Origin of the sequence: Actinoplanes sp. NPDC051343, assembly GCF_044455125.1 — a bacterium.
Lineage (GTDB): Bacteria > Actinomycetota > Actinomycetes > Mycobacteriales > Micromonosporaceae > Actinoplanes.
In genome coordinates this window covers 1-1,125 of the sequence record NZ_JBITEL010000060.1, presented here as the reverse complement: position 1 = coordinate 1,125, position 1,125 = coordinate 1, and the positions used below count along the sequence as shown (strand labels likewise).

Annotated in this window: 1 protein-coding gene; it reads left to right on the top strand. The window is 64.7% G+C overall.

Going from position 1 to position 1,125, the window contains the following annotated elements; translation table 11 throughout:
• On the top strand, positions 1-1,125 hold a 1,125-nt coding region (locus tag ACIA5C_RS48650; RefSeq protein WP_396068213.1), incomplete at its 3' end, for an amino acid adenylation domain-containing protein.

Here is a 1,125-nt window from a genome sequence, read left to right as displayed (position 1 = left end):
ATCACGGCGCGGCCGACCACTGCGCTGAGCGACGCCGACCGGGTCGGGGTTCTGCTTCCGGCGCATCCGGCGTATGTGATTTACACGTCGGGGTCGACGGGTCGGCCGAAGGGTGTGGTGACTTCACACGAGGCGATCGTGAGTCATTTGCTGTGGATGCAGGACGAGTATGCCCTTACCGCTGAGGACCGGGTTCTGCACAAGACACCGGTTAGCTTCGACGTCTCGGTGTGGGAGCTGTTGTGGCCCTTGGTTGTCGGGGCCACGATGGTCGTGGCCAGGCCGGGTGGTCACCGTGATCCGGCCTACCTGATCGAAACGATCCAGGCCAGCCGTGTGACGACAATCCATTTCGTGCCTTCTCTGTTGAACGTGTTTTTGACCGAGGTGAAGGAACGCGACCTTGGCAGCCTGCGGCGCGTGTTCTGCAGTGGAGAGGCGCTCCCGGAGTCTGTGCGGCAGCTGTGCGCGGCGCGTCTGGGCGTACCCCTGCACAACCTGTACGGGCCTACCGAGGCAGCGATCGACGTTACGCATTGGGATTCTTCCCGCAGTGATCCGGCAATGGGTGTTTCGATCGGTCGGCCGGTGTGGAACACGCGGGTCTTCGTGTTGGACGGTTTCCTGCAGCCGGTTCCGCCGGGGGTGGCGGGTGAGTTGTATCTGGCCGGGACGCAGTTGGCGCGGGGGTATTTGAGTCGGGTGGGGTTGACGGCGGAACGGTTTGTGGCGTGTCCGTTCGGCGGTGCGGGTGAGCGGATGTACCGCACGGGGGATGTGGTGCGGTGGCGTGCTGATGGGTGTTTGGAGTTTGTGGGCCGCTCGGATGATCAGGTGAAGGTCCGGGGGTTCCGGATCGAGTTGGGGGAAATCGAGGCGGCTCTGACCCGTCACGCAGGGGTGGCTCAGGCGGTGGCGATGGTCCGTGAGGATCAGCCGGGGCAGCGGCGCCTGGTCGCGTACGTGATCACCACTGGCACTGACGCTGGTGTGGGTGTCGATGGCGGGGTGTTGCGGGAGTTCGTGGCCGGGGTGTTGCCCGAGTACATGGTGCCGGCGGTGGTGGTGGTGCTGGATGTCTTGCCGTTGACGACCAACGGGAAGGTTGACCGGGCTGTGCTGCCG